This is a genomic window from Pectobacterium versatile, assembly GCF_003932035.1.
Taxonomy (GTDB): domain Bacteria; phylum Pseudomonadota; class Gammaproteobacteria; order Enterobacterales; family Enterobacteriaceae; genus Pectobacterium; species Pectobacterium versatile.
The window spans coordinates 2,732,845-2,753,607 of record NZ_CP034276.1 but is presented as its reverse complement, the minus strand read 5'-3'; the positions used below and the strand labels follow the sequence as shown (position 1 = coordinate 2,753,607).

At 53.9% G+C, this 20,763-nt stretch carries 16 protein-coding genes; 8 read left to right on the top strand and 8 right to left on the bottom strand.

The window, feature by feature from the left end; all coding sequences use genetic code 11:
- Positions 1–158: 158 nt before the first annotated feature.
- Positions 159–842 (top strand): gamma-glutamylcyclotransferase, encoded by a 684-nt coding sequence (locus EIP93_RS12460; protein WP_095699630.1) that lies wholly within the window; start codon positions 159–161, stop codon positions 840–842.
- Between the two features lie 80 nt (positions 843–922).
- Here the strand turns inward: EIP93_RS12460 and EIP93_RS12455 are convergent, their stop codons facing one another.
- From EIP93_RS12455 to narX, 4 genes are all read right to left on the bottom strand, one after another.
- A complete protein-coding gene (locus EIP93_RS12455) occupies positions 923–1,963 on the bottom strand; it encodes a DUF481 domain-containing protein (protein WP_039480786.1) in 1,041 nt (346 codons plus the stop codon).
- Between the two features lie 298 nt (positions 1,964–2,261).
- Positions 2,262–3,539, bottom strand: a complete 1,278-nt coding sequence (locus tag EIP93_RS12450; RefSeq protein ID WP_119880054.1) for an acyltransferase family protein — start codon at positions 3,537–3,539, stop codon at positions 2,262–2,264.
- A gap of 290 nt (positions 3,540–3,829) precedes the next feature.
- Entirely contained in the window at positions 3,830–4,480 is a 651-nt protein-coding gene (gene narL / locus EIP93_RS12445; RefSeq protein WP_011093590.1) for a two-component system response regulator NarL, read from the bottom strand.
- Positions 4,473–6,281 carry a nitrate/nitrite two-component system sensor histidine kinase NarX gene (gene narX, locus EIP93_RS12440; protein ID WP_206428397.1) on the bottom strand — a complete coding sequence of 603 codons (1,809 nt, stop codon included), beginning with the start codon at positions 6,279–6,281 and terminating at the stop codon, positions 4,473–4,475. The genes narL and narX overlap by 8 nt, the downstream gene beginning before the upstream one ends.
- Before the next feature lie 336 nt (positions 6,282–6,617).
- On the opposite strand from narX, the gene EIP93_RS12435 reads away from it, so the two are divergent.
- The 5 genes from EIP93_RS12435 (at position 6,618) to narI (ending at position 15,433) form a co-directional block, all read left to right on the top strand.
- Positions 6,618–8,006: a NarK family nitrate/nitrite MFS transporter gene (locus EIP93_RS12435; protein WP_125232784.1), complete on the top strand. Its 1,389-nt coding sequence runs from the start codon at positions 6,618–6,620 to the stop codon at positions 8,004–8,006.
- Between the two features lie 684 nt (positions 8,007–8,690).
- The gene (locus EIP93_RS12430) at positions 8,691–12,452 is read left to right on the top strand and encodes a nitrate reductase subunit alpha (RefSeq protein WP_125232783.1); all 3,762 of its coding nucleotides are present in this window, start codon (positions 8,691–8,693) and stop codon (positions 12,450–12,452) included.
- Complete coding sequence (narH, locus tag EIP93_RS12425; RefSeq protein ID WP_103860562.1) at positions 12,452–14,032, top strand: nitrate reductase subunit beta; 1,581 nt, start codon at positions 12,452–12,454, stop codon at positions 14,030–14,032. Before EIP93_RS12430 ends, narH begins: the two co-directional genes overlap by 1 nt.
- Entirely contained in the window at positions 14,025–14,744 is a 720-nt protein-coding gene (narJ, locus tag EIP93_RS12420) for a nitrate reductase molybdenum cofactor assembly chaperone (RefSeq protein WP_116186351.1), read from the top strand. The genes narH and narJ overlap by 8 nt, the downstream gene beginning before the upstream one ends.
- Entirely contained in the window at positions 14,744–15,433 is a 690-nt protein-coding gene (gene narI, locus EIP93_RS12415; protein ID WP_010276906.1) for a respiratory nitrate reductase subunit gamma, read from the top strand. Before narJ ends, narI begins: the two co-directional genes overlap by 1 nt.
- Before the next feature lie 99 nt (positions 15,434–15,532).
- On the opposite strand, the gene EIP93_RS12410 is transcribed toward narI, so the two are convergent.
- A complete protein-coding gene (locus EIP93_RS12410) occupies positions 15,533–16,405 on the bottom strand; it encodes an EamA family transporter (protein WP_103970776.1) in 873 nt (290 codons plus the stop codon).
- A gap of 62 nt (positions 16,406–16,467) precedes the next feature.
- Between EIP93_RS12410 and EIP93_RS12405 the strand changes: the two genes are divergently transcribed.
- Both EIP93_RS12405 and EIP93_RS12400 read left to right on the top strand, forming a co-directional pair.
- Positions 16,468–17,013: a MarR family winged helix-turn-helix transcriptional regulator gene (locus EIP93_RS12405; RefSeq protein ID WP_103970775.1), complete on the top strand. Its 546-nt coding sequence runs from the start codon at positions 16,468–16,470 to the stop codon at positions 17,011–17,013.
- A gap of 80 nt (positions 17,014–17,093) precedes the next feature.
- Entirely contained in the window at positions 17,094–17,561 is a 468-nt protein-coding gene (locus EIP93_RS12400; RefSeq protein WP_103860565.1) for an OsmC family protein, read from the top strand.
- A 103-nt stretch (positions 17,562–17,664) separates the two neighbouring features.
- On the opposite strand, the gene EIP93_RS12395 is transcribed toward EIP93_RS12400, so the two are convergent.
- The 3 genes from EIP93_RS12395 to EIP93_RS12385 are packed head-to-tail and all read right to left on the bottom strand — an operon-like array spanning position 17,665 to position 20,730.
- The gene (locus tag EIP93_RS12395; RefSeq protein ID WP_125232782.1) at positions 17,665–18,807 is read right to left on the bottom strand and encodes a DSD1 family PLP-dependent enzyme; all 1,143 of its coding nucleotides are present in this window, start codon (positions 18,805–18,807) and stop codon (positions 17,665–17,667) included.
- Positions 18,804–19,745: an ornithine cyclodeaminase family protein gene (locus EIP93_RS12390; protein ID WP_125232781.1), complete on the bottom strand. Its 942-nt coding sequence runs from the start codon at positions 19,743–19,745 to the stop codon at positions 18,804–18,806. Before EIP93_RS12390 ends, EIP93_RS12395 begins: the two co-directional genes overlap by 4 nt.
- 10 nt (positions 19,746–19,755) lie before the next feature.
- Positions 19,756–20,730, bottom strand: coding sequence for a threo-3-hydroxy-L-aspartate ammonia-lyase (locus tag EIP93_RS12385; RefSeq protein ID WP_125232780.1), 975 nt, complete (start codon positions 20,728–20,730; stop codon positions 19,756–19,758).
- Positions 20,731–20,763: the final 33 nt, after the last annotated feature.

Genomic DNA, 20,763 nt, shown 5'->3' with positions numbered 1-20,763 from the left:
TTTGTGACTAGTATCAAACTTGATCGCAAAGCCATAAATGAATAACCTCAATATAGATAGTGTTGTAAAATTAAGCAGATGAAGCAGTTAGGTTTTTACACGCAGGGCGAGAGCCGATCTGACGAGCAGCAAAAGAGTAAGGTTGGGGGTAGTAAGTAGTGTTAACACGCGATTTTTTGCAGAAAGCAGATTGTAGAACGTCTTTTGGTTGTATTGAAGAAACCTTATTGCTCACCCCGCAACAGCGGGCTGACTCGTTGGACAGGACGCTGGCGCTCCGGCCAAATAGCTGTCCTGTCTGGGTATTTGGCTATGGTTCACTCATGTGGAACCCGGTTTTTGACGCCGAAGAAACCTGCCTTGCTACGTTGGCAGGGTGGCAGCGTGCCTTTTGCCTGCGCCTCACCATCGGCCGCGGCACGCTAACGCAGCCAGGGCGGATGCTGGCGCTGAAACCCGGCGGGCAAACGACGGGGTTGGCTTTCCGACTGCCGGAAACCTCATTGCGTGAAGATTTGGAGCTGCTGTGGAAGCGTGAAATGCTGACGGGCTGTTATCGTCCGCTCTGGTGCGAACTGCATCGCAAGAACGGCGCACCGCTGACGGCGCTGGTGTTTGTCTCCGAACCGGAGCATCCCCTCAACGAAAATGATACCTGCATTCAGAGCGTTGCACCGCTGATTGCGTGCGCGAGCGGTCCGCTCGGCACCAATGCGCAATATCTGTTTGCACTCGAGCAAGAGCTGAAGAATCACGGAACGGAAGATGAAAGCGTGAGTGAATTGGCACAGCGGGTGAGAATCCTGCAACAGTCGTGTTCTGCGGCAGCAGGGAACGGTTAATAACGAAACCGCGATGAGTGGAAGTATTGAGGTGAACGACGAGATCGCCGTTCACCTTGAGACAATGTGAAGCAACTGACTTACCAGCCGACGCCAACACCCATGGTGTACAGCGTGTCGTCAACATTCCCCTGATTACTTTCGATACGAGTACGTGACACTTTCATGCTCATAGAAGACCAGTCGGTCAGCTTGAAGCGCAGGCCCGCATCCGCTTTCAGATAGATTGGCGCAGTGCCATCAAATGAACGACCCAATTCACCGTTGGTGAAGGCTTCAACCGATTTGCTGAACAGGTAGCGGTTGTACGCCCACTTAATCGCACCGGAGTAGAAGTCATCATCGCCCTGATCGCGGTAGACGAAGGTTTGGGAGTTGACCAGCGACGTCAGTGAGAACGCGCCTAAATCGTTATCCCAGAACTGATAACCGGGACCGAGACCGAAAGAGCGGTTGATTTTAATGCTTTCAATCCAGTCGCGTTTGTACTGATAACGACCCTGCCAGAACCAGTTCTCATCCACGAACTTATCCAGTGCATATTCGCCAGCCGCATTCTTGGTGCTCTCGACTTTATCCTCTTTTGCCAAATGGTAGCTGGCATCAAGGTTGTGTCGCCACGTATCGTGACGCGCTTTGGTGTTCAGCGTCACATCGTAGTTGTCGGTTTCTGTCGAGCTTTTCTTATGCGACATGCCGGCGTCAATGTTGCCTTTCCAGGCTAAATCGGTCACCAGCGGCTTCTGCGCGACGATGGACGTGATTTCGGAAAGCGGCAATGTTTGCGGGCCAGCGGCTTCGTTAGCCAGCGACGGGTTCGCGACGATGGCGCGGTTTTCGCCAGCTTTGATCGTCGGATACAGTACGCCTTTTTCGTAGCGTTCGCCTTGAATCACCAGACCATGGTCGGATTCAAAGGTTTTCACCTTGTCCCAGGCAACAGAAATAGAGCCTGCATAGTCGGTGTTGATAAAGAGTTTTCCGCCGTCAAGCAGCGTGATTTTCCCTGTGAGCTGGTCGCCATTGGTCAGCCAAATGGTGTCAGCGCGGCTCTGTGTAATGCCAGCAGAGAGGGCGATAACCAAGCTGAGGGAAGAGAGTGCGTGTTTGGATAGTGTCATTATTGCCAAGTAAACAGTGGTGACAGGTATTGAGATGTCCGTCAAAGACGTACAGCCGATGATAACGAACCGGTTTAGTCCGGAACGGCAAACATTAACAGGAATCGTAGTGATGCTCTACCCGAAAACGAAAATTGATTAGAATGTAAATAGTTATAAAAGTGGCTATTGATGATTAACAGCTATAACGCGATGGCTGTCACATTTTCGGCTGGTGGAAAGGGGATGAGTCGTGTGGGGGATGGGGCTCTCTGGCCCAGCCTGTTTCAGGCCAGAGAGCGTGTAACGATAGATGACGCTATGCGGTGCGCTGCGTGCGGGATGCGCTGTTATTGCTCAGGAAACGTGAGGTCAGGAACGTCCTTACGCGGAACACGATCCGTTCCTGGAAGAGAACACAGAGCGTCACGGTGCTGAGCAGGAAAATGATATAGCCCGTCATGGACAGCTGCACCTGACCTGCTGCGGTAATGCACTGGTCCCAATCGCTGAAGCAGGCCATCGGATTACCGCGCACCAACTGTTCCAGCGTACGGAACAGATTAAAGAGCGGAACGTGTAGCGCAAAGATAGACAGCGAGGCTGCGCCCAAGCGGGGAGACCAATGCCGCAGCCATTCACTGTTAGGCTCACGTGCCAGCGCACTGAGACAGACTAGACCGACCTGAGCCGGCAGAAGCAAGCCGTTGTGCAGCAAGAAGTACCAATAGGCTTCGCCTTTTGTGAACAGCCAGGTGGCGACAAGGAAATTCACACCAATAAAGAGGGCGAGTGCGTAGCGCTGGCCTTTGGTCAACGGTAAGCGATCTTTTTGACGATAATGGCGGAACAGCGCATAGCCTAATATCCCAGCCAGGAATTCCGGCAGGCGGAAGATTGGCCCACGCTGCAACAGCCCGGTGTACGGCATACCGAACTGCTGTTGCCAAATTACCCAAATCGGTGGCAGCAGATACAGCAGGCAGACGATCCCCATCCACAGCCACGGATGGCGGCTGTTCAACAGACGCGGTGCCAACAGCGGGAACGCCAGATAGAAAAAGAACAGCGTGGAAAGCGACCATAACGGGGCATTGAAGGTCAGGAAGTAAGGATTCCATGCCTGCAACATCAGTACCTGCAATAACCCGTTGAACGCCAACTGCGCATTCGTCATGTAATGGCGCAGCGTTTCGGGATCGGCTGCGGGATCGTTGGTGTCATAAATGACGAAACGCGCGCTGGCGACTTGTCCTTCCGGTGGCACGGCCAGCCACTGCATCAGCGTGACAACGGCAATCGAAGACAGCAGGGCAATGATATGGATGGGATAAAGATTAAAGAAACGTTTGGCCCAGAACTGGCGAACAGGTTCACGCAGACGTCCGTCCTTGATGTAAACATGCGCTAGCAAAAAGCCAGACAGGACAAAGAACGTGCTGGTCGCGAAGAATCCCATGCTGGTGAGTTCGCTTAAGAAAGGAATGCGCTCACGCTGGGGATAAACGTGGACTGTGTGATAAATCATCACATAGCAGCCTAGCAAAAATCGTAACCATTCCAGGCCGATAAACCGCTCCTTACTGACCTTTTTCATGTTGTTCCTCAACGTTAAACTCGGTGTAAAAGCTGAAAAATGCGATTACTAACTAGTTTAGACGAGAGCAACGTCACATTAATTAGGATAATGGCTATAAATGCCGGTGCCGTTTAGCAACCGTTTAGATTGGGCGGGACGTTGGTGGTATTTCCAACAATTATTTTCATCAACGCTGTTTTCATTAACTACGGCGGCATCCTCGCTCACGCGAGGATAAGCTCGGACGGAAGGGCGCCAGAGCGCCTTATCCGTACCGCTGACAATCGCGGTATCTTGTGACAATGTGATTAAATCACTTTTTCTTGTAATACCCAGACAGCCGCTTCAACCCGTGATTTTAACTTCATTTTTTTCAGCAGGTGTTTGACGTGAACCTTAACGGTACTTTCGGTAATTGTGAGCTTGCGGGCGATCACTTTATTGGACAATCCCTGGGCTAGCAGCTTCAGAATATCGCGTTCGCGCGGCGTGAGCAGTTGAATGTCTCGGTCACTGCTGTGGCGGCTTTCGCGCAGGCTGGCGGCCAGAATTGGCGTCAATGTTTCACTCAGCACCATTTTCCCTGACGCAGCCTGATGCAGCGCGGCCAGTAAATCTTCCGGCTCCATATCTTTCAGCAGGTAACCATCGGCACCATTTTTCAAGGCATTGACCACATCGTCTTCATGGTTGGATACGCTAAAGACGACAATACGGCCAGACAGCGATTTTTCCCGCAGACGATTCAAGGTTTCCAAGCCATTCATGCCAGGCATGTTCAAATCGAGCAGAATCAAATCTGGGTCCAGCTGTTCCGCTAGCTCGACACCCTGTTCGCCGTGACTGGCTTCACCGGCCACCTGTAATTCTGGGTCCATGCTGATGAGTTGCTTAACACCATTCCGCAACATGGGATGGTCGTCAATCAGCAGTAGGGTGGCGGCATCTTCGTTAATCATGAGTTTCTCCTGTTAATGGCAGCCGGTGACGGTATTCGGAGAGGAAGTTGACATTGACTTCAGTACCCCCCGACGGCCGGCGTCGAACAATGCATTCGCCGTGCAAACCCCGTGCACGGTCGCGCATGATAATAAGTCCATAGTGGTTGGCGCGGCTAGCATCATCAGGAATACCGATGCCGTTGTCGGCTACGCTGAGTTCAATGTAACCCTGACGCAGTTGCAGCGTAATATCGACCTGTGTGGCCTGCGCGTGTTTATAAATATTGCTCAGCGCTTCACGCACAATTTGCAGGACGTGAATGCCTTGATGAGCGGAGACCGACTGCGGCGGCAGGCGGTAATGTAATTCGATGGGATAACCCAGTCGCTTGCCGAATTCATCGACCGACGCTCGCAGCGCGGCAAGTAAACCAGATTCCGACAGCTTCAGCCGGAACGTCGTCAGCAGCTCACGCAGTTGGCGATAGGCGGTATTCAACTCTTCCCGCATTTCTGTCAACAGCTGCTGCGATGCGGGTGGCAAATCGCCGCCCTGCATTTGCAGGCAGCTCACCTGAATTTTCAAGCAGGAGAGGGACTGGGCGATAGAATCGTGCAGCTCGCGGGCAATCGTGGCGCGTTCTTCCATGAGCATCAACTGCTGTTGATGGTTGGATTGACGCTCCAGCGCCAGCGTGCTGGTCAACTGTTCCAACAACGTATTCAGTAACTGATTTTGATCGCGGCTTAGTACAGTATTGCCCGGCAGCGTGGCTAACACGACGCCGTATTGTCCGTGCTTGTCATGCAGATCCCAGCAGTGAGGCTCACCTGGCAGTTCTTCCCGCTTTACCTGCATACCGCAACTCTGACAGCTGTTATCCGGGCAGTGATCCGGCTGCGACTGGCTGCAATCGCTAAACTGGTGAAACTGTTCCTGATTGTTATCTTCATACAGCCGCAGTTGAATATTGCGCAGCGGGGTCAACGACGGCAGTTCGTTCAGGATCGGCATCAGTCGGCTGCACAGCGGTGCACCGGTATGCAGGCGTCTACTGGCGCGATAGAGGAAAGAAAGCAGATCGTTTTTTTGTTGCAGGTCGGCTGTTTTCTCGGCGACGCGTTGTTCCAGACTGTGGTACATGGCGGAAAGTTCGTCCGACATGCCGTTCAGCACCTGTCCCAGCGTACTCATTTCATCTTGGCCGTTGATGGCGACGCGCTGGGTGAAATCACCTTGCCCAATAGCTTGTCCCATCGAGACCAGACGTCGCCACGGTCTCAACAGGCGGCGACGCAGGTAAAAGAACGTGGTGACCAGCAGAATAAACATGATGCCGATGAAGATGCGCTGTACCAGCGTGACCATCCTCAACCGCTGTTCGGTTTTATGATCGATGGCGGAAACCAGATCGTCCAGCTGTTTCACAAAGCGGGCGACATCCGCCGAGGCATCAGCAGAATTCGTTGCCTGCCTTAGATGTGGTTGCAGGCTCTCCAACCAGAAAACGCGCAGTGCAGTGAATTGCTCACTCAGCCCTTCCCGACGTACTGCCTGCTGTAGGTCACTGCTGATTTCGTCTTCTTCCAGTTCTCGCAGGTAAATTTCATTCTCGGCAGAGAGCGGCACCATCGAGAGCAGGCGGTAACTCTGCATACGCAGCGAACCCGCTTTATTAATGGCGTGCGCGTTCCCTTGGGTGCTTTGAGACATCCAACTGGAGACCGACATACCTGCAATACCCAGCAAACCGAGTAGCAGCATCAATAAGGCAACCTGATTGACGAGCGACAGCGGCAGCAGGAAACGTTTCAACATAATAAAGCGACCTCTGCTGGAGGAGTAGAAAACCAGTACCGAGAAGGATAACCCTTTTGGCATTTTTCCCGATCCTACATGATAACCCCATACCCACTAGTGAGTACCACCGAATATCCATGCCTTGAAAGGGGATATGACAGTAAGAAAAAATAGAGATATAACAGCTTGAATTATCGTTGCTTATTTTTCTATTTTTATTACTCATTAAGGAGTGTGGTTATTTTTACACGATTTTTTTACCTGACAGCGTGTTGATTTGCATCAACTTTACCTGCGGTGTAATCCCTAATGTTGCGCCTTAATTCTACCGCGTTTTTATTTATCGAGGTTTTTATGACGCAGCCTTCATCACCCGAAAAAGTATCGCAAAGCACGCTGATAAGGGAATGGAATCCTGAAGATACAAAATTCTGGCAATCTGGCGGACAACGGATAGCACAGCGTAATCTTTGGATCTCTGTACCATGCCTGCTGTTGTCGTTTTGTGTCTGGATGATTTTCAGTACCGTAGCCGTTAACCTAAACAAGGTCGGATTTAGTTTTACCACAGACCAGTTATTTTTGCTTACTGCGCTGCCTTCCGTCTCCGGCGCGCTGTTGCGCGTCCCTTACTCCTTCGTTATCCCCATGGTTGGCGGTCGCCGTTGGACGACGTTAAGTACCATTATTCTGGTTATCCCGTGTATCTGGCTCGGGTTTGCCGTACAAAATCCGCAGACGCCTTACAGAGTTTTCGTCACAATTTCTCTGATGTGTGGCTTCGCGGGCGCTAATTTCGCGTCCAGCATGGCGAACATCAGCTTCTTCTTCCCAAAATCACGTCAGGGCAGTGCGTTAGGTATTAACGGTGGACTGGGCAACCTCGGCGTGAGCGTGATGCAGTTGCTGGTGCCAGTGGTGATTTTCCTGCCGATTCTGGGATTCTCCGGCAATGGCGTTGTGCAACCTGACGGCAACCAGATTTGGCTGCATCATGCCGCCTGGATGTGGGTACCATTTTTGGTTATTGCTGCAACCGCTGCCTGGTTTGGTATGAACGATCTGTCGACGGCCAATGCGTCGATACGCAAGCAGTTGCCGGTTTTGAAGCAAATGCACCTGTGGGTACTCAGCTTCCTGTATCTGTCCACATTTGGCTCATTTATCGGTTTTTCAGCAGGCTTCGGCATGCTGTCCAGAACGCAGTTCCCAGACATCGTGATTCTGTACTATGCGTTCTTTGGGCCGCTGCTGGGGGCGTTGGCGCGTCCGGTTGGCGGAATGCTGTCTGACCGCTTTGGCGGTGTAAAAGTTACGCTGATTAACTTCATCCTGATGTCGATTTTCTCGGTGTTGTTGTTCCTGTCTCTGCCGAGTGCGAACTCTGCGGGTTCATTCGGGATGTTCTTTGGCATCTTCATGATGCTGTTCCTGACGGCCGGTTTGGGTAGTGGATCCACGTTCCAGATGATCGCCGTGATTTTCCGTAAATTAACGGCAGATCGCGTTAAATCGGAAGGCGGCAATGATTCTGACGCACAGCGTGCAGCAGCCACAGATACTGCAGCGGCTCTGGGCTTTATTTCGGCCATTGGCGCTATCGGCGGTTTCTTCATTCCTCAAGCCTTTGGGATGTCGCTTGAGTTAACGGGTTCACCTACCGGTGCGATGAAGGTGTTTGTGGTGTGCTACGTAGTGTGCGTATTGGTGACCTGGCTGTTCTATGCCAGAAAGCAACGCTAAGCGTTGAGCCTCCTCGTTCCTCCCTTTGTTGGGTGTCTCTTAGCCACATTTTTATTTATGCTGGCTAAGAGACGGTTTCGTGCGCGGTAATACCGTCATGTTCATGCTACTCCGTAGCACGCGCCCGACACGGGACGGCTCACACGCCGCTCGCCCCGTGACCCCAGGCTTTCGGCGGAAATTATGCCGCTGACGCGGTGCCTTCGTCGGTATCGGACTTTGCGGATCGCTTGCGACACGTTCCCGACGTGGCGCAAGCTTTCGCCGCATCCCTGCGGCTCATCCTAAGTCCGATCTCTCCTCAGCATAATTTTTACGCCAGAAAAATAAGGACAGAGAACTAATAGGTAATCTCTCTTTTGCGCACAATTTCCCGTCGCCTTTCGACTACTACCTCTAAATAGTCGTGTGTATGAATTCAGTATAAGCACAAAACGAATGGTTTTATTTTTATCTTTTAAAATCATTTAATTACGTAATTTTTTCATAATAGTTCTTTGGTGGTAGTTGGCGGTGTACTCCATTTTTCACAGGGTGACACTCTTGATCGTTATCAAGTTTGGCAACGCGGTTGCTGGATACCCTAGCGCCAACTTGAGCGATGTGTCGTAAGCAAAAACAGATGTCTGCTACGAGCATTTCATAACGACAGGGGCCAGCAGGCTTCGCAGCAGGAGAGTCCGGATGAGCAAATTCCTTGACCGGTTACGTTACTTCAAACAACTGGCCGAACCGTTTTCTGATGGTCATGGCCAGACCCTCAATACCAATCGTGACTGGGAAGACGGCTATCGCAGTCGCTGGCAGCATGACAAAATCGTACGTTCTACCCACGGGGTAAACTGTACCGGTTCATGTAGCTGGAAGATTTATGTGAAAAATGGTCTGGTGACGTGGGAAACGCAGCAGACTGACTACCCGCGTACCCGCCCGGACCTGCCTAACCATGAACCTCGCGGTTGCCCGCGCGGTGCCAGCTACTCCTGGTATCTCTACAGCGCTAACCGCCTGAAATACCCGATGATGCGTAAGCGCCTGATGAAGCTATGGCGTGAAGCGAAACTGACGCACAGCGATCCGGTTGATGCCTGGGCGTCCATCGTCAATGACCCCGAAAAAACCAAATACTACAAACAAATTCGTGGCCGTGGTGGTTTCGTTCGTTCTGACTGGAACGAAGTTAACGAGCTGATCGCTGCCTCTAACGTTTACACCGCCAAAACCTATGGCCCAGACCGCGTTATCGGTTTCTCACCGATTCCTGCAATGTCGATGGTGTCCTACGCAGCCGGTGCGCGTTACCTTTCTCTGCTCGGCGGCGTGTGCCTGAGCTTCTATGACTGGTACTGTGACTTACCACCTGCGTCACCAATGACCTGGGGTGAGCAGACTGACGTACCGGAATCGGCAGACTGGTATAACTCCTCTTACATTATTGCCTGGGGCTCTAACGTTCCGCAAACCCGTACGCCGGATGCCCACTTCTTTACGGAAGTTCGCTACAAAGGTACCAAAACCGTTGCGGTCACGCCGGACTACGCTGAAATCGCCAAGCTGTGCGACCACTGGCTGAACCCGAAACAAGGTACCGACAGCGCGATGGCGCTGGCAATGGGCCACGTTATTCTGAAAGAGTTCCACCTCGACAAACCGAGCCAGTATTTCAGCGAGTACGTTCGTCAATACACGGACTTACCGATGCTGGTGCTGCTGGAACCGCGTGAAGATGGCTACTACGCGGCGGGTCGTATGCTGCGTGCTTCCGATCTGGTGGACAACCTCGGCCAAGACAACAATCCGCAGTGGAAAACCATTGCGATTGACGATGAAAGCGGCAACCTGACGGCACCGCAAGGGTCGATCGGCTACCGTTGGGGCGATCAGGGCAAATGGAACCTGGAACAGCGTGACGGCGTGAGCGGCGAAGAAGTGAAGCTGCGCTTGAGCCTGCTGGGGTCGCACGACGATGTGGTTGATGTCGGCTTCCCGTATTTTGGCGGCGCGGTCAGCGAACATTTCAACAACGTTGCGCTAGAAGAAATCCTGCTGCACAAACTGCCGGTTAAGCGTTTGACGCTGGTTGACGGTAGCGAAGCGCTGGTTGCCTGCGTGTATGACCTGACAATGGCGAACTACGGCCTGGATCGTGGTCTGGGCGACGACAACTGCGCGCGCGATTACGACGATGTGAAAGCGTACAGCCCAGCCTGGGCTGAGAAAATTACTGGCGTTTCTCGTCAGAACATCATCCGCATTGCGCGTGAATTCGCGGATAACGCCGATAAAACGCACGGTCGTTCCATGATCATCGTCGGTGCCGGTATCAACCACTGGTATCACATGGACATGAACTACCGCGGCATCATCAACATGCTGGTCTTCTGCGGCTGTGTCGGTCAGAGCGGTGGCGGTTGGGCGCACTACGTCGGACAAGAAAAACTGCGTCCGCAAACCGGTTGGACGCCGCTGGCGTTTGGTCTGGACTGGCAGCGTCCGCCTCGTCACATGAACAGTACGTCGTTCTTCTATAACCATTCCAGCCAGTGGCGTTATGAAACTGTCGCGCCGCAGGAATTGCTGTCACCGCTGGCGGATAAATCCCGCTTTACTGGCAGCATGATTGACTTCAACGTGCGTGCCGAACGTATGGGCTGGCTGCCATCTGCACCGCAGTTGAACGTTAACCCGCTGGATATCGCAGAAAAAGCGCGTGCCGCCGGTGTCACGCCGCAGGAATATACCGTTGCCGCGTTGAAATCAGGCGAAATCAAATTTGCCGCTGAACAGCCGGATAGTCCGCAAAACTACCCGCGCAACCTGTTCATCTGGCGTTCTAACCTGCTGGGTTCCTCCGGTAAAGGTCACGAATACATGCTGAAGTACCTGCTGGGTACGGAGCACGGTATTCAAGGGCAAGATCTGGGCACGGCGGGCAGCGTGAAGCCGGAAGAAGTGGAATGGCGCGATCAAGGCGTTGAAGGCAAACTGGATCTGGTGGTGACGCTTGATTTCCGTATGTCCAGTACCTGTCTGTATTCCGACATCGTCCTGCCAACGGCAACTTGGTACGAAAAAGACGATATGAATACTTCGGATATGCATCCGTTTATTCACCCGCTATCTGCGGCTGTCGATCCGGCGTGGGATTCCAAAAGCGACTGGGAAATCTACAAAGGCATCGCGAAAACCTTCTCCCGCGTCTGTCAGGGACACCTTGGTCAGGAAACTGATCTGGTTACCTTGCCAATCCAACACGATTCCCCAGCAGAAATGGCGCAGCCGTTCGGCGTGGATGACTGGAAAAAAGGCGAATGCGATCTGATTCCGGGCAAAACCGCACCACACCTGATGGTGGTGGAGCGCGATTACCCGAACCTGTACGAGCGTTTCACCTCGCTTGGTCCGTTGATGGACAAGCTGGGTAACGGTGGTAAAGGCATCGGCTGGAACACGCAGACCGAAGTCGATTTCCTCAAAAAGCTGAACTACACCAAGACTGAAGGTGCGGCGGCGGGTCGTCCGAAGATTGAAACGGCGATCGATGCGGCAGAAGTGATTCTGTCTCTGGCCCCAGAAACCAATGGTCAGGTGGCTGTGAAAGCGTGGGAAGCGCTGAGCAAATTCACCGGTCGTGACCACGCGCATCTGGCACTGAATAAAGAAGACGAGAAAATTCGCTTCCGCGACATTCAGGCGCAGCCGCGCAAGATCATCTCCAGCCCGACCTGGTCTGGTTTGGAAGACGAACACGTTTCCTATAACGCCTGTTATACCAACGTTCACGAGCTGATTCCGTGGCGTACGCTGTCCGGTCGCCAACAGCTGTATCAAGACCATGAATGGATGCGTGCCTTCGGTGAAAGCCTGCTGGTATACCGTCCGCCGGTCGATACCCGTGCTGCTGCACCGGTGATGAATCAGAAACCTAACGGCAACCCAGAAAAAGCGTTGAACTTCCTGACGCCGCACCAAAAATGGGGCATTCACTCCACGTACAGCGACAACCTGTTGATGCTGACGTTGGGTCGCGGTGGCCCGATTATCTGGCTGAGCGAAGACGATGCAAGAGATTTGGGTATTGAGGATAACGACTGGATAGAAGCGTTCAACGCCAACGGTGCGCTGACGGCGCGTGCGGTTGTCAGCCAGCGTGTGCCAGCGGGAATGACCATGATGTACCACGCGCAGGAACGCATTATTAACCTGCCGGGATCGGAAATTACCCAGCAGCGCGGCGGTATTCACAACTCGGTAACCCGTATCACGCCGAAACCGACCCATATGATCGGCGGCTATGCCCAATTGGCTTATGGCTTTAACTACTACGGCACCGTCGGGTCAAACCGTGATGAGTTCGTCGTGGTTCGTAAAATGAAACGCATCGACTGGCTGGATGATGAAGGTCAGGACTATGTACAGAAAGCGGTACAGCAGGAGAAAGCCTGATGAAAATTCGTTCACAAGTGGGCATGGTGCTGAATCTGGACAAATGCATCGGCTGTCACACCTGCTCCGTTAGCTGTAAAAACGTCTGGACCAGCCGTGAAGGGATGGAATACGCCTGGTTCAACAACGTCGAAACCAAACCGGGCGTGGGTTATCCCCATGCCTGGGAAGATCAGGAAAAATGGAAGGGCGGCTGGATCCGTAAAATCAGCGGTAAGCTCGAACCGCGTATGGGTAACCGCATCAGCGTGTTGTCCAAAATCTTCGCTAACCCAGATGTACCGGAAATCGACGACTACTATGAGCCGTTCGACTACGACTATCAGAACCTGCGTAAAGCGCCGGAAGGCAAGCATCAGCCTGTCGCCCGTCCGCGCTCGCTGATTACCGGTCAGCGGATGAAGAAAATCGAGAACGGCCCGAACTGGGAAGACGATCTGGGCGGCGAATTCAGCAAACGCTCCAAGGATAAGAACTTCGATCCTGTCCATTTCAATGATGTGCAGAAAGAGATGTACGGCCAGTTCGAAAACACGTTCATGATGTATCTACCGCGTCTGTGCGAACATTGCCTGAACCCAGCGTGTGTGGCGACCTGTCCGAGCGGCGCGATCTACAAACGTGGCGAAGACGGTATCGTCCTGATCGATCAGGACAAGTGTCGCGGCTGGCGTATGTGCTTGACCGGTTGTCCGTACAAGAAAATCTACTTCAACTGGAAGAGCGGCAAATCAGAAAAATGTATTTTCTGCTACCCGCGTATCGAAAGCGGTCAACCAACGCTCTGTTCAGAAACCTGCGTTGGGCGTATCCGCTATCTGGGCGTGTTGCTCTATGATGCAGACCGCATCGAGCAAGCGGCCTCTGTGGAAAACGAGAAAGATCTGTACCAGAGCCAACTGGATGTGTTCCTTGACCCGCACGACCCGAAAGTCATTGAACAAGCCCTGAAAGATGGCATTCCAAACAGCGTCATTGAAGCGGCACAGCAGTCACCGGTGTACAAAATGGCGATGGACTGGAAGTTGGCGCTGCCGCTGCACCCAGAATACCGCACGCTGCCGATGGTGTGGTACGTGCCGCCGTTGTCACCGATTCAGTCTGCCGCGGATGCGGGTCAATTGGCGCACACTGGCGTATTGCCGGACGTCGAAAGCCTGCGTATCCCAGTGCAATATCTGGCGAACCTGCTGACCGCAGGCGATACCGAGCCCGTATTGCTGGCGCTGAAACGTATGCTGGCGATGCGCCACTACAAACGAGCAGAAACCGTAGAAGGCAAAATCGACACCAGCGCGCTGGAGCAGGTTGGGCTGACTGAAGCGCAGGCGCAGGAAATGTACCGCTATCTGGCGATTGCTAACTACGAAGACCGTTTCGTGATTCCATCAAGCCATCGTGAACTGGCGCGTGAAGCCTTCCCTGAAAGCAAAGGCTGCGGTTTCAGCTTTGGCGATGGTTGCCACGGCAGCGATACTAAATTCAACCTGTTCAACAGCAAGCGTATTGATGCCATTGATGTCAGCAGTAAAACGCGGGACATGAACAGCAAAATCATGCGGGAGACGAACCATGATTAGCCTGCGGATTATTGCCCGCCTGCTGGACTATCCCGATAGCGAGCTGTGGGAAAACAGAGCTGAGCTGATCGAAGCGGTAGAGCAGGCTGATGCTTTACCGTTGCGTGAGGGTCATCAGCTCATGCAGTTCATCAACACGCTGTGTGCGCAGGATCTGTTGGACAAACAGGCGGAGTATAGCGGCCTGTTTGACCGCGGTCGGGCGACCTCGCTGCTGTTGTTCGAACACGTTCACGGTGAGTCTCGCGATCGTGGTCAGGCGATGGTCGATCTCATGCAGCAGTATCAGGACGCTGGTCTGGCACTGGATTGCCGTGAGCTGCCGGACTACCTGCCGCTGTATCTTGAGTACCTTTCTCGTCTGGAGCCCGCGCAGAGTCGCGCGGGTTTACTCGACATCGCGCCGATTCTGGCGTTGATTGGCGCGCGTTTGCAGCAGCGTGACAGCAGCTATGCCGTGCTGTTCGATCTGTTGTTGGCGTTGTCCGGTAGTGAACTGAAAAGTGACGATGTCACACATCAGGTGGCTGACGAAGCGCGTGACGACACGCCGCAGGCGCTGGATGCCGTGTGGGAAGAGGAACAGGTTAAGTTCCTCGGCGAAGAAGGCTGCGCATCGGCCCAACAAACGCAACACCAACGCCGCTTCGCTGGCGCGGTGGTGCCGCAATATCTGAATCTTGACGCGACATCGGCGGGAGGGCAACGCTAATGAGTGCAATCACGAACTATTTTAATGTGTTCTTTTTTGATATCTATCCCTACTTGGCGATGGCGATTTTCCTGATTGGCAGTTGGTTGCGTTATGACTACGGCCAGTACAGTTGGCGCGCAGGTTCGAGCCAAATGCTGGATAAGAAAGGGATGCGTCTGGCGTCTAACCTGTTCCATCTGGGGATTCTGGGCGTATTTGCTGGGCACTTCCTCGGTATGCTGACGCCGCACTGGATGTACGAAGCCTTCCTGCCAATGGATGTAAAACAGAAAATGGCGATGTTCGGCGGTGGTGCGGCAGGTTTGCTGACGTTTGTCGGAGGCGTGCTGCTGTTAAAACGCCGTCTGACCAACCCACGCATTCGTGCCACGTCCAGCGTTGGCGACATTCTCATTCTGTCTCTGCTGGTGATTCAGGCGGGTTTGGGTCTGCTGACCATCCCGTTCTCTGCACAGCATATGGACGGCAGTGAAATGCTAAAACTGGTCGGTTGGGCGCAGAGCGTGGCGTTCTTCCAGGGTGGAGCATCTGAGCATCTGGCGGGTGTCGCGCTGATCTTCAAGCTGCACATCGTGTTGGGTCTGACGCTGTTCGTTCTGTTCCCGTTCTGCCGTCTGGTTCACATCTGGAGCGCACCGGTCGAGTACCTGACGCGTCGCTACCAGTTAGTACGTAACCGTCGCTAAGTATGATAAAAATGGCGGCGTTATCATAACGCCGCCATTTTAATGCCTTCCTTTTCATCTTTCCCCACCAACAACGATCGTCATCGGCTGCTCAGTCGATTACTTGCTTCGTACCGTCGTCCATTGCACGGCGAAGACGCTGGCTAAGACGATTGCCAAACCCAGAAACGCCGTACCGGCCATCGACTGTGAAAGTAACACCCAACCCAGCACGACGGCAGTTAACGGACTCAATAATCCCAATGAGGCAACGGCAATTGTCGGCAGACGGGTTATGCCACGAAACCACAGCCCATAAGAGATCACAGCACCAGCCAAGCAGAGATAGATATAGGCGGCGTATTGCGACAGCGTTAACGCAGGCAGAGGCGCATCGACTACCCACGCAACGGGTGCCAGCATCAATCCGCCGAGGAAGAGTTGCCAGCCGGTCAGTGGCAGCACGGGTAAATCAAGTTGCCAGCGACGTGTTAACCAGACTCCCGTCGCCATACAGACCGCGCCCAGCAGTGCGGCCGCAACGCCCACGGGCTCAAATGTCGTCTGCGGCGACAGCAGTAAAATAGCCATGCCGACCACACCGATTATCGCCGACCACAGCGTAGCCAGTCTGGGCGCGCGATGATCCACGGCCCAGACCAACACCATCACCAGCAGCGGTTGGATCGCACCAAGTACCGCCGCCAGCCCACCAGGCAAGCGATAAGCGGCGACAAACAGCAGTGCCTGAAAAACGCCGATATTCAAAGCGCCGAGCACAAGCACGCGCCACCAGTCTCGCCGGGCGGGGAAGCGGCGAGTGAATAAGAGCAGCAGTAGACCCGCAGGCAGCACGCGGATAAGCGCCGCCGTAAAGGGACGATCCGGTGGCAGAATTTCTGATGTCACAATGTAGGTAGATCCCCAAATCGCGGGAGCCAGCGCCGTGAGTATGACGTCACGCCAATAGTGTGGTGAGGATGTAGTGTTCATGACTTTACCTTCAATTCAAGATATTATGATAGTGTTGATTAATTACCTTGAAGTCAAGATAAATGAAAAATCAAACCAGCGAACGCGAATATGATGCGGTAGATGCCATCCTTGAACAGTGGCGGCGCGAACGGCCCGATCTGGATGCCAGCCCCATGGGACCGATTGGACGCCTCAGACGATGTGCCGCGTTCATCGAACTGCGACTGGAAGCCTGTTTCTCCAGATTTGAACTGAGCAGTTGGGAATTTGATATGCTGGCTACGCTGCGGCGTGCAGGTGCGCCGCATTGCCTTAGCCCGACGGAGCTGTTCTCCGCGCTGATGGTGACATCAGGCACCATGACTCATCGACTCAAACGCCTTGAAACCCGCGGCTTTATTGAACGCGTGCAGAACGAACAGGATGCGCGCAGCATGCTCGTGCAACTCACCGGCACGGGGCTTGAACTGATTAACCGCGCCGTTGAAGCACACATTGAGAATGAGCGTCAGGTGTTATCGGTGCTGCCTGCCGAGGTTCTGGCTTCTCTTGATGCTAACCTTGCTGCGCTATTGAGAGGGCTGGAGAGTCACGTTGGGCGTGCTGCGCCGAAAGAGAAGCGTTAAGTCGTCGGACAACACCTGAATTTTTCATAACGCTGAATCTGTCACAACACTTAATCTGTCACAACACTTGGAACTGGGCCATGTCTGAATACCGTGCTTCAATCTGCTGGCAACGCGATGGGCAAGATTTTATTGATAACCGCTACAGTCGACTGCATCAGTGGCAGTTTGACGGTGGGATTACGCTGCGTGCCTCGTCGTCACCTCATGTCGTTCCGCTGCCTTTTTCGCTGGAGGATGCGGTCGATCCCGAAGAAGCGCTGGTAGCCTCGCTGTCCAGCTGCCATATGCTGTGGTTTCTTTCCATTGCGGCCAAGAAACGCTTCTGCGTGGATGACTATCAGGACCACGCGGTGGGGACGATGGGGGTGAACGCGGCGGGAAAAATGGCGATGCTGGACGTTACGCTGCGTCCGCAGGTGACATTCAGCGGTGAGAAGCAGCCTACCGCCGAGCAATATGCCGAATTGCACGAACTGGCGCACGATGCCTGCTACATCGCTCACTCGGTGAATTTCCCAGTGAACTGCGAGCCGACGTTAGGCTGAGCCGAACGGGTTGTCGATGCGGAAAGATAACCGCGAGTAGTACGAAAACGACCGCCCGACGCATTCAGATCGGGCGGTATGATCGGTGATGTTCAGCAAATCATCACCAGCCAGTAATACGCTGCCAGGTTCCTTGCTCATGCGTGTGTGATTTCAGTACCTGATAGTGCTGATGCATTGCAGCCGTCGCACAGGCGTGGTTAGGCAATATCCGCAGTCGGGTGCCGACGGGGAAATTATCCACAGAAAGACCGCTGTCGGCGGGTAGTGCGATAATGCCGTGTTCCTGATTGGTGATTGTTACGCAGAGATCGTCGTAAGGGCGGCCGTTCAGGTCGCAAACCAGCCCGTAACCGTAATCTTTTGCCTGAGATGCCGTGCCGCGATCGCGGGAGAGCGCCATCCAGCCAGCATCAATGAACACCCAGCCTTTTTCGCGGTTATGCCCAATCACGGTGCTAACGACCGACAGCGCGATATCATCCAGCGAACAAACCCCAACATTTTTCATCACCAGATCGAACGTGGTGAACACGCCCGCTCTGACTTCGGTAACACCCGTTAAATCCTCGGCAAAGTGCGCTGTCGGCGTAGCACCGACGCTGAGCACGGGGCAGGCAATTCCCAGCGCTCGTACACGCTGTCCGGCAGTATTGATGGCTTTGCACTCGGCACGTGCGGCGGCTCTGATCGCCTCGTCCGTGCGGCAGGCGTAGGATTCTCCCGCGTGTGCCAGCAGGCCGGTAAGCGTCGCGCCGTTGCCGTCGATCTGCTTTGCCAAGTCAAGCAACGCGTCACTTTCCGGCGGGATGCCGCCGCGATGCCCGTCACAGTCGATCTCAATAAACACCGAAAACGCCACGCTATTGGTGAGTGCGAAATCGGTCACTGCGTGCGCCTGTTCTGCGCTATCCAGCAGAATATGAACATTCACGCCTTTACGGATTAAGTTGGCGATGCGCGGCAACTTGTGCGGGGCGATCCCCACGGCGTAGAGCAGGTTGGTGTAACCCGCGTTGGCAAAGGCCTCTGCTTCTGCCAGCGTCGAAACTGTCGCGGGTGATGCAGCGTCTTTAAGTAGATAGCGACCGGCTTCAATCGAGCGTAGCGTTTTGAGGTGCGGTCGAATCTGGCTGCCTAATTTTTCTGTACGCTGATAAAGCCTGTCGATATTGCGTTGAAAGCGGAACTCATCAATTAGCAAAAAGGGCGTTTCCAGCGCGTTAAACCATTCACTCTTGTTCATTGTGCACCTTCATTTCGTTTAGCCTGTTGCCAGGCGGCAAGAATACGCTGGCCAATATATAAGTCCTGAATGGACAAGCCGGAGCTGTCAAAAATGGTGATGTCGTTCGGTGTTTGTCGTCCTGCGGCGCTTGCGCTAATCACATCGCCAATGGCGGTCAGCGTCACATGGGATGGCGCGTGCTGGAAGTCACCAATCATTCGGGACTGGGAAGGCAGATCGCAAAACAGGCGGCCTGCGGTAAACAGCTCGGGCGGCAATTCCTGCTTGCCGACGGCATCCGATCCCATGCTGACAACGTGCGTTCCGGCGTTAACCCATTCGGCGTTAAACAGCGGCGCGCGTGAGGGCGTTGCGGTCACGATGATATCCGCTGCGCGGCACGCGCTTTCTGCATCGCTGATTTGCGCATTCAACCCGGCAGCCTGGAGATCTCGCGCCATGTCTGCGGATTTGCTGCTATCGCGCCCGACAATCAGCACGGTACGAATTGGCCGTATTCTTGCTAGCGCGGCGCACTCATAGCGGGCCTGATGGCCGGTCCCGAATACGGTCAGCACCGAGGCATCGGGTCTTGCCAGTAAATCGGCTGCAACGGCGTTGGCGGCGGCGGTACGAAAAGCATTCACCTTTCCGGCCTCAATCGCAACGGCGATTTTGCCGATTTGCTGATCGAACAGCAGAATGAGGGAATTATGGCGAGGCAGCCCATTAGCGGGGTTTCCCGGCCAGAACGAACCGACTTTTAGCCCCGCGAGTTCACCGGTTGCTGAGGCCTTGATACTGAAGGTATTGACCGGATCGGAGCCTTGCCCGTGTACCACCGGAAAACTGCGTGCTTCCGGTTCGCTGGCGGCGAGCAGGGCTTCACGCACAGCGTCATAAGCCAGCTCATGGTTGATGAGTTCCGCTGATTCCGCTTCAGAAATAAAGATCATCGTTTTTTCCTTAGGCATTGCCAGTCAGAAATGCGCCGTAGCGGGTGATATCGACGTTCCCGCCGCTGATAATAATGCCGATGCGTTTACCGCGTAGCGATTCCCTGAGATTGCGTGCCGCCGCAAAGCTGAGGCATCCCGTCGGCTCCACGACGATCTTCATGCGTTCGGCGTAAAACCGCATCGTGTCAATCAGGTCGTCATCCGTCACGGTCAGGATATCGTCGACATTCTGACGAATCAGAGGGAAGGTATAGTTACCTAAATGCTGAGTTTGTGCGCCATCGGCGATGGTTTTGGGTGTATCGATATGCACAATGTTGCCGCTGCGGAAAGATTGTTGTCCGTCGTTGCCTGCGAGGGGTTCGACGCCATAAATTTTGCACTGTGGGGATAGCTGACGGGTGGCAAGCGCACAGCCTGACAGCAATCCGCCGCCGCCCAGACAGACGAATAGGGCGTCCAGTTCACCGGTTTCTTCCTGCAACTCTTTCGCGGCGGTGCCTTGCCCAGCAATAACGTGCGGGTGGTCGTAAGGGGGAATGAGCGTCAGGCCATACTTTTTCGCCAGATCGTTGCCGATCTGCTCACGATCTTCGGTATATCGGTTGTATTCCACCACGTTCCCGCCGTAACCGCGCGTGGCTGCGACCTTTGCCGCCGGGGCATCGTGTGGCATGACAATCGTTGCGGGAATGCCGAGTAATTTGGCGGCCAGCGCAATCGCCTGCGCATGGTTGCCGGAAGAAAAGGTGACCACGCCAGCGGCTTTCTGCTCGTCCGAGAACTGTAACAGTGCGTTCATCGCACCGCGAAACTTGAATGCGCCCATGCGTTGCAAGTTTTCACACTTAAAGAAAAACTCTGCACCGAATGCGTCATTGACCGTGCGCGATGTCATCACGGGCGTTTTATTGGCATAGCCATCAATACGTTCCGCTGCGGCTACCACATCGTCGTAGGTTGGGAGGCGTAAGTCGCTCATATCTGGATAATCCGATGTTAGTGATTATGAATA

Coding starts and splice junctions, on each gene's coding strand:
- EIP93_RS12410 (WP_103970776.1), bottom strand. CDS start 16,405: ATGAACACTACATCCTCACCACACTATTGGCGTGACGTCATACTCACG.
- EIP93_RS12435 (WP_125232784.1), top strand. CDS start 6,618: ATGACGCAGCCTTCATCACCCGAAAAAGTATCGCAAAGCACGCTGATA.
- EIP93_RS12390 (WP_125232781.1), bottom strand. CDS start 19,745: ATGATCTTTATTTCTGAAGCGGAATCAGCGGAACTCATCAACCATGAG.
- EIP93_RS12385 (WP_125232780.1), bottom strand. CDS start 20,730: ATGAGCGACTTACGCCTCCCAACCTACGACGATGTGGTAGCCGCAGCG.
- EIP93_RS12400 (WP_103860565.1), top strand. CDS start 17,094: ATGTCTGAATACCGTGCTTCAATCTGCTGGCAACGCGATGGGCAAGAT.
- narJ (WP_116186351.1), top strand. CDS start 14,025: ATGATTAGCCTGCGGATTATTGCCCGCCTGCTGGACTATCCCGATAGC.
- narI (WP_010276906.1), top strand. CDS start 14,744: ATGAGTGCAATCACGAACTATTTTAATGTGTTCTTTTTTGATATCTAT.
- narL (WP_011093590.1), bottom strand. CDS start 4,480: ATGATTAACGAAGATGCCGCCACCCTACTGCTGATTGACGACCATCCC.
- EIP93_RS12450 (WP_119880054.1), bottom strand. CDS start 3,539: ATGAAAAAGGTCAGTAAGGAGCGGTTTATCGGCCTGGAATGGTTACGA.
- EIP93_RS12430 (WP_125232783.1), top strand. CDS start 8,691: ATGAGCAAATTCCTTGACCGGTTACGTTACTTCAAACAACTGGCCGAA.
- EIP93_RS12395 (WP_125232782.1), bottom strand. CDS start 18,807: ATGAACAAGAGTGAATGGTTTAACGCGCTGGAAACGCCCTTTTTGCTA.
- narH (WP_103860562.1), top strand. CDS start 12,452: ATGAAAATTCGTTCACAAGTGGGCATGGTGCTGAATCTGGACAAATGC.
- narX (WP_206428397.1), bottom strand. CDS start 6,281: ATGTTGAAACGTTTCCTGCTGCCGCTGTCGCTCGTCAATCAGGTTGCC.
- EIP93_RS12455 (WP_039480786.1), bottom strand. CDS start 1,963: ATGACACTATCCAAACACGCACTCTCTTCCCTCAGCTTGGTTATCGCC.
- EIP93_RS12405 (WP_103970775.1), top strand. CDS start 16,468: ATGAAAAATCAAACCAGCGAACGCGAATATGATGCGGTAGATGCCATC.